Genomic DNA, 998 nt, shown 5'->3' with positions numbered 1-998 from the left:
CGTAACAAGCGCGGGAATAGCTTAATGTCGCCACGAATGCTTTTAACGTCTGTTTACTTCGACGAATAGTGGTGAAATCAATCTGCATCTGCTGGCCGGGAGGCGTTTCAAACCGCACAATAGGTTCGGGCGCGATAATGGGTTTAAACTGGCAAACGAAACGACGCAATTGGGCAATCCCGCCTTGATAGCCTCTTTGACAGAGTTCATCAAACAAGACAGTTGCCGGGATCCAGTCGGGTTTAGCCAGTTGGATACGTTGGATTAAATATGGCTCAAATGGCGCTAATTTGGTCTGTTTGGGTGCACGTCGAGTATACGTTGGCATCTGTTGCTGCTGCAAATGGTGTTTAACAGTATTGCGAGAAATACCCAGTTCACGGGCAATTTTTCGGATGCTTTGACCTTGTATAAAGCGAACATGAATATCCACAAATATCTCCTTGGTAATCATAAATTCCCCGTACAAAAATGTACGGATAATACCAAGTGGCTCAGTTTTCTATGATCGTTAGTGGATCAGTTTTACATGATCAGTGACAAAAGCGATTGTACCAGCAAAAATGGGTGCGCCATGGCAAGAGCAGCTGATCCTGCAAAAACAAGGCGCTGCGGTAATGGTCAAAAACCCTACGCCGTATTACGTGACGGTAATTAATGCCGCAGAAAGCCTTAAGGCCTTGGACAGCAAAGAGAAAAAAGAATTTAAACCCATTATGCTGCCCCCGTTTGGAGAAAGTGCGTTAGGAGTGAGTGCCAATGCATTAGGGCAGCGTCCGGTCGTGACTTACATCAATGACTACGGTGGACGCCCAAATTTGACGTTCCAGTGCCAAGGTAGTCAATGCCATGTGGTACCGAACGATAAGCCAGCAACGCCGTAGCCGATTACATTTGCTTTGTCTGCATCATGACGATAAGGAATAACCGATGACACACAAATTACTCCATCATGCTGTCACCTCTGTGTTGTTTGGCAGCGTACTTGTCTGTTCATG

General features: G+C 46.1%; 1 protein-coding gene and 1 pseudogene. One reads left to right on the top strand and one right to left on the bottom strand.

The annotated features are described in order from the left end of the window. Window positions 1–454: pseudogene (locus SC428_RS22070) on the bottom strand (LuxR C-terminal-related transcriptional regulator); the annotation flags it as partial. Between the two features lie 82 nt (window positions 455–536). On the opposite strand from SC428_RS22070, the gene SC428_RS22065 reads away from it, so the two are divergent. Next, the gene (locus tag SC428_RS22065) at window positions 537–884 is read left to right on the top strand and encodes a hypothetical protein (protein WP_318710346.1); all 348 of its coding nucleotides are present in this window, start codon (window positions 537–539) and stop codon (window positions 882–884) included. The last annotated feature ends 114 nt before the right edge of the window (window positions 885–998 follow it).

It is taken from the genome of Providencia sp. 2023EL-00965 (genome assembly GCF_033550225.1).
In the GTDB taxonomy this organism is placed as follows: Bacteria; Pseudomonadota; Gammaproteobacteria; order Enterobacterales; family Enterobacteriaceae; genus Providencia; species Providencia manganoxydans.
This window is presented reverse-complemented; position numbering and strand designations above follow the sequence as displayed.